General features: G+C 33.4%; 4 protein-coding genes. All 4 read right to left on the bottom strand.

Annotated features, from left to right (window positions below; translation table 11 throughout):
• Positions 1-57: 57 nt before the first annotated feature.
• The 4 genes from C7H52_RS10780 to C7H52_RS10765 all read right to left on the bottom strand — a co-directional run bounded on the left by C7H52_RS10780 (position 58) and on the right by C7H52_RS10765 (position 6024).
• A complete protein-coding gene (locus C7H52_RS10780; RefSeq protein WP_181256235.1) occupies positions 58-522 on the bottom strand; it encodes a DUF1877 family protein in 465 nt (154 codons plus the stop codon).
• 107 nt (positions 523-629) lie between these two features.
• Positions 630-1916, bottom strand: a complete 1287-nt coding sequence (locus C7H52_RS10775; protein WP_106463905.1) for an amidohydrolase family protein — start codon at positions 1914-1916, stop codon at positions 630-632.
• A 31-nt stretch (positions 1917-1947) separates the two neighbouring features.
• On the bottom strand, positions 1948-4926 hold the full coding sequence (locus tag C7H52_RS10770) for an amidohydrolase family protein (protein WP_106463904.1): 2979 nt from the start codon (positions 4924-4926) through the stop codon (positions 1948-1950).
• A gap of 33 nt (positions 4927-4959) precedes the next feature.
• Positions 4960-6024 (bottom strand): DUF3810 domain-containing protein, encoded by a 1065-nt coding sequence (locus tag C7H52_RS10765; RefSeq protein ID WP_106463903.1) that lies wholly within the window; start codon positions 6022-6024, stop codon positions 4960-4962.
• Positions 6025-6067 lie beyond the last annotated feature (43 nt).

Raw genomic sequence — 6067 nt, 5'->3', positions numbered from 1 at the left:
GTAGTCGAATCCGCCGTAATTGCGGTTATACATTGTTGTACGCAGTTTTTTATTCATTCAATTATAATTTATTGCAATTCCGTTATTCAATTCCGATGCTTTTTTAAATCCAGATTTATATAATTTCAGATGCCAATTATTAATGTAGTCCCAATTGACTTCATATTTGGCGTGATAAACGTGATTTTCAATTAGCTTTTCTTGGTCATAGGTATTTTTCAAATCCTCAATTCCAATTAATTCCAATTCTTTGTTAATCAGCTTAACGTCGTCTGATTTTATAAATCGCTCATTTAATTTCGCTAAAATCTTATTCGGCGAGTTGTCACATTGCTGAATTAAAAATCGTGTAATTCCCCAACCCTTATCCATAGAAAATACCGTGTCGTTTTGCTTGTGATATTCTGAATCAACCCAAGCAAATTTTTCATCAAGATATTCTTCCGCATCGTCAATTTTGAGTTTTTTTAATTCCTCAATTTCAAAGTCAGGTAATCTGTATAATTCGCAAACAATTCCCAAGTTCAGTTAGTTTTTTTATTAGTAGCGCAAATTGCGTACAACTCGTTATATCATAACTTTTATTCCCAATATCCCTTAAATAGATCGAAATATCAGTAATTTTTTAATTAATTTAATTTTTTGCTATAACGCTTGTAAAGTTCGGTTTGGTGGGTTTCTAAGCTAACATTTCTACCTTGTATAAATACTTGCTCTAAAATATTGGTACGCATGTCTAAAGCATCACCTTGACTTATAAATAAGGTTGCATCTTTACCAACTTCTAAAGAACCTGTAAAACTATCAATCCCCAAAATTTTAGCTGTATTTAATGTAATTAAACTTAATGCGGTTTCTTTATCTAAGCCATATGCAGCACAAGTTCCTGCTAAAAAAGGAAGATTTCGAGTATTCATACGTTCCATATCTCCAGCATTTTCCAAACCAACTAAAACACCAGAAGTAACTAATTGGTTAGCTAATTTAAATGGCAAATCGTAATCGTCATCCGAGTTATTTGGTCTTGAATGCACACGTTGTAATAATACAGGTATGTTTTTTTCTTTAAGTTTATTAATTAACATATTAGCTTCATAGCCGCCAACAATCACCATTTTTTTAATGTTTTGATTTTCTGCAAATGTTATAGCATCTGCTATTTCTTTTTCATAGTCGGCATGTACATAAAGTGTTCGGTTACCGTTTGTAAGTTCTAAAAGTGCATCAAATGGTTGGTGAGAATTAGAGCTGCTATTCTCTTTATAGGCTTTAGCTTCAGCAAAAAAATGGGTAAGCTTATCTAATTCTTCTTTATAATTTTTGTTTTCTTTTAATGTGTTTGGTTCTCCTAACCACCAGCGACCTCTAGAGTAAGTGTTTGGCCAGTTCAAATGTATTCCATCGTTTTCTTTAATAACAGCATCTTCCCAATTCCAGGCATCTAATTGTACCACGCTTGAAGTACCAGAAATACGTCCGCCTCTTGGGGTTATTTGCGCCATTAAAACACCATTAGGTCGCATAGATTCTACCACTTTACTTTCTGTATTATAAGCAATAATACTTCTAATGTGTGGGTTCATAGCACCAACTTCATCGGCATCACGGGTTGCTCTTACGGCATCAATTTCTGTTAAACCTAAAGTGGAATTTGGCGCAATAAAACCTGGGTAAATATGTTTTCCTTCAGCTTTAATGATGATGCCTATTCGCGCAATTCTCATATTAGCACTACCTACAAACGTAAGTTTACCATTATCGAACATTATTAAAGAGTTTTCAATAACTTGACCGTTTCCAAGATGGGCAGTTGCACCTTCAATTGAAATTGGACCACTTTGTTTTGGAGCGGGAGTTTGTTGGGCGTTTGTAATAACACCAGAGATTAAAAACAGAAGTATAAATAAATTTTTCATGTAATGTGTTTTTGTGTTGAAATAAAGAAATTTAGTGTTGGTCTATAGAATCGCAGTGTAACAATTCTTTTTCCTTCTTTTCAATAGGCTTTGTTTTTAAACCTTTATTTTTTGCTTGTAACATTAAAGTGGTTAATTCATTTTTCTCTTTTTGAACCTCTTCTCTTAATTGTTTGTCAGTTTCTATATCAAAATAAACAGCACCATCAATAATGGTTTTTTCAGCCTTAGTGTAAATAGACATTGGGTGACCAGACCATAAGACCACATCGGCATCTTTACCAACTTTTAAACTTCCTACACGGTCGTCTAAATGTAATAATTTTGCAGGATTAAGAGTTACAAATTTCCATGCTTCCTCTTCGCTAATACCACCATATTTAACGCTTTTAGCAGCTTCTTGGTTTAATCGGCGAGACATTTCAGCATCATCACTATTAATAGCAACGGTAACACCAGCATTATGCATAATGGCAGCGTTATAAGGAATGGCATCGTTTACTTCAAATTTATAAGCCCACCAGTCGCTAAAGGTCGATCCACCAACACCATGTTCTACCATTTTATCGGCTACTTTATAACCTTCTAAAATATGAGTGAACGTATTAATATTAAAGTTGAATTGTTCAGCAACTTTCATAAGCATATTTATTTCACTTTGTACGTAAGAGTGACAGCTTATAAAACGCTCTTTATTTAAAATTTCGGCAAGCGTTTCTAACTCAAGATCTTTACGATATGGTTTTCCGCTTTTCTTTAGAGCATCATATTCTTTAGCGCGTTGGAAATAGTTAATATACACTTGCTCCACGCCCATTCTGGTTTGCGGGAAACGTGTGGTATTAAAATCGCCCCAATTACTTTGCTTAACATTTTCTCCTAAAGCAAATTTTATAAATTTAGGACTGTTTTTGTAAATTAACTGGTCTGCGGTTTGTCCCCATTTTAGTTTTATAATTGCCGAACGACCACCAATTGGGTTAGCAGAACCGTGTAAAATTTGAATACTGGTTACACCACCTGCTAAGTTTCTGTAAATGTCAATATCTTCTGCATCTACAACGTCTTCAATAGTTACTTCTGCGGTACTGTTATGTCCAGATTCATTAACACTAGTTGTAGCAATATGAGAATGTTCGTCTATAATTCCTGCTGTTATATGTTTTCCGGTAGCATCTACAACCATAGCATTACCAGCAGAAAGATTTTTACCTATTTTAGAGATTTTACCATCTTTAATTAAAACGTCTGTTTGTTCTAAAACACCATCTTGTTCGTTGGTCCAAACAGTTGCATTTTTAAATAATATGGTTTGTTGTTTAGGCGTTTCTTTTGGTCCAAAAGCGAGGTTAGGGTAGGTTACAGGATAAATTTTAGGTGTTTCCTCAGCCTTGTCTTCTTCCTTTTTAACATCAATTTGTTCTTCGGAATTATTTTTTACGGCATTAAAGCTAGATGTTTTACCATTTGGGTAAAACACCTTGCCTGAAAAATTAGACGGATTTTTTACTTGAGATACCAAACGGATAAATTCTTGTTTGATTGAATCTTTAGTCGTGAATACTAGTTGTAACCAGTCGTCATTAAACTTAACGGTTGCATCGTAACTATCTTCTTCTGTAGTTATTTCAGCTTTTAATTTTTCAACTTCACCAGAAATCTTTAAAGTATAATTTGCGCCATCCATAGTTAGAGCATAGTCTGCTCGCATATCGGTAATGTCCATAGCATTTATTTCAGACTTATGACCATTAACCCAATTCTGATATAGAACTGTTTTTTTGTCAAATATCTCTCCAGACATAATTAGAAAGTTGGCGTAAGCCCCAGGTTTTAAATGACCTAACTCATTAGATTTGCCAATAATACGTGCAGGAACTGTTGTTAAGGCTTCTAATGCTTTAGTTTTATCTAAGCCATAAGCAATTGCTTGCATTAAATTAGTGTGGAAAGTTTCTGTCTTTTTTAAATCGTATGTTGTTAAAGCAAATGGGACATTATTTTCACTTAATACTTTTGGGTTGCTAGGTGCCTGATTCCACATACGCATATCCTCTAAACTCACAGATCTTGCTAATAAAGGATCTTCCATGTCATAAGCTTCCGGAAAATTAATTGGAATTATAAAGTTTGCATTTGTGTTTTTTATGTTTTCAATAAGCTCAAACTCATCACCGCCACCTAAAAATACATACTGTGTATTAAATCCATCTCCAATTTTATCTAAGCGTAGCGCATTATTCTTACTACCAGCATTAAAAAACTGGACTTCATTTTTATTCGCTAAAAACGCTTCCAAAGCACGGTCTTTAACTTTCATATTTCCTTTAGCATACCACTGTGCATCCAGATTAACTTGTCTAAGTAAAGCGAATGCACCCATTAAAGAAGTAGGATAACTTTGGTTGGAAGTCTTACTTTTACTGGTACCATAAAACAGACCTAAATGGTCGTCTAAAATACGTTTTGAATTATCTTCATCATTTGTTAAAGCAACTAAAAGTCCAGAACCCTGTATAATACCATCATTGACATGTGATGTTACAACTCCAAATCCAGCTTTTCTAAGTGCTTCTGCCTTAGAGGCATCGTATTTAAAAAAATCTATTGCGTTTACATCTGGTCTAATATGGTCATTCCAGTAATAACCTTCACGAGAAGCGTCGTATTGCGGTGTGTAATTAGAACTTCCTGCGTTAGGAATGCCATCAATACCAAAATCTGAATAAATATCTATAAAAGACGGATAAACAGATTTTCCAGCCAAATCAATAACAATACTGTTTTTAGGTATGGAAACATTTTTTCCGCTTGAGACCACTTTACCATCTTTTATAACTAGTGTTCCATTTTCCACCACTTGTGTTGGTGTTATAAAGAGCTTAGCATTTGTAAGTACCGTGTAATTTGAAGTGTTTGTTTTTACACCATCATTTTTTGGAATGTAATCCTGTGCTTGAGCTGTATAACTTAAAAAAAGTAATCCAGCAAGAACGAGTTTTTTTATCATATTGAAAGTTTAAAGCGCCTTAAAGATATTGTTTTATTTTTTGGAGATGAAATAATTAACATACAAAGCAACCACATAACTGTAACTATCCATTCCTTTTTCCTGATTGTTAGCTTTTAAATAACTGTTGTAAGTTTCTCTAAATAAAGGCTCAGTGATGTTTTTGTGAGATGCCCAGAAATTACTTACTTCCTGGTAATTCTTGTATATTCCAGGGTTTATTTTTGTACTCACATTTTCGTACAAGCTCGGGTCTCTCCTGTAAAGTTCTCCCAAACAATGTCTTAAAGCAAAAGTATAACCGGAATATTTGAAATAAGGGTCTGGATTATTTACAGAAGCTAAAAATCCTATAAAATTAGCTTCGTTTTCTGCAGCATAGCCTAATTGATGCGCAATTTCGTGAGCGCAAGTGGTCGGGAATTTATATACCGGAATACAGGCATTTACTTGTGCCTCATTGGTTAATGGATTTAAATAACCACTAAAACCCATAAGGGTTAAAGGATAACTTAACAGAGATTTTTTTAGGCTAGTAGGTGTATATTTTAAATGTGGGTGTGTTTTTTCTAAAACTTTATAGCCTGTTGGTGTCTTAGACATCACATCGGCTTTAGTTAACTTAAAAAGAACCATGGATGTATCATTAGGAGCTAATTGCAGATGATAAAAATTAGATTTTTCTATTAAAATTTTTGTGGTTTCAATTAATTCTTCAGTGGAATAATCGGCTTTTAAATTTAGATTTTCATGTAAGGGTTTTCGGTAATAATTCATTGCCCAAAACAAATGAAATGTAAAATAAATTATTGTAGTAACAGCAAAAACATCAATAATCCAATTTTTAGTGTCTTTATAAATTCTTTTAAAATTTAAAAAAAACCAACGTGTTAAATAGATGATACTAAGGGTGTAAAAAACATCACCAAAAGAAAATGGAAGCCATCCAAAACTAAAACGGAAACAATAAGAAAGGATGGGGTACAGACCATTACTATAATAAGTTTCTATAAATTCAGGATATTGGCCTAAGTATTTAATAATAAAATAGAGTGGAAGTAGAGCTACCGCAATACCCAGTTTTTTATGTTGCTGCATAACTCAAAAATAAGTAAATCATTATAGAAATCATACCATATTA

This window comes from Aurantibacter aestuarii, from assembly GCF_003008425.1.
Taxonomy (GTDB): domain Bacteria; phylum Bacteroidota; class Bacteroidia; order Flavobacteriales; family Flavobacteriaceae; genus Aurantibacter; species Aurantibacter aestuarii.
Note: the sequence above shows the minus strand (reverse complement) of the source record. Positions and strands in the feature narration are given on the sequence as shown.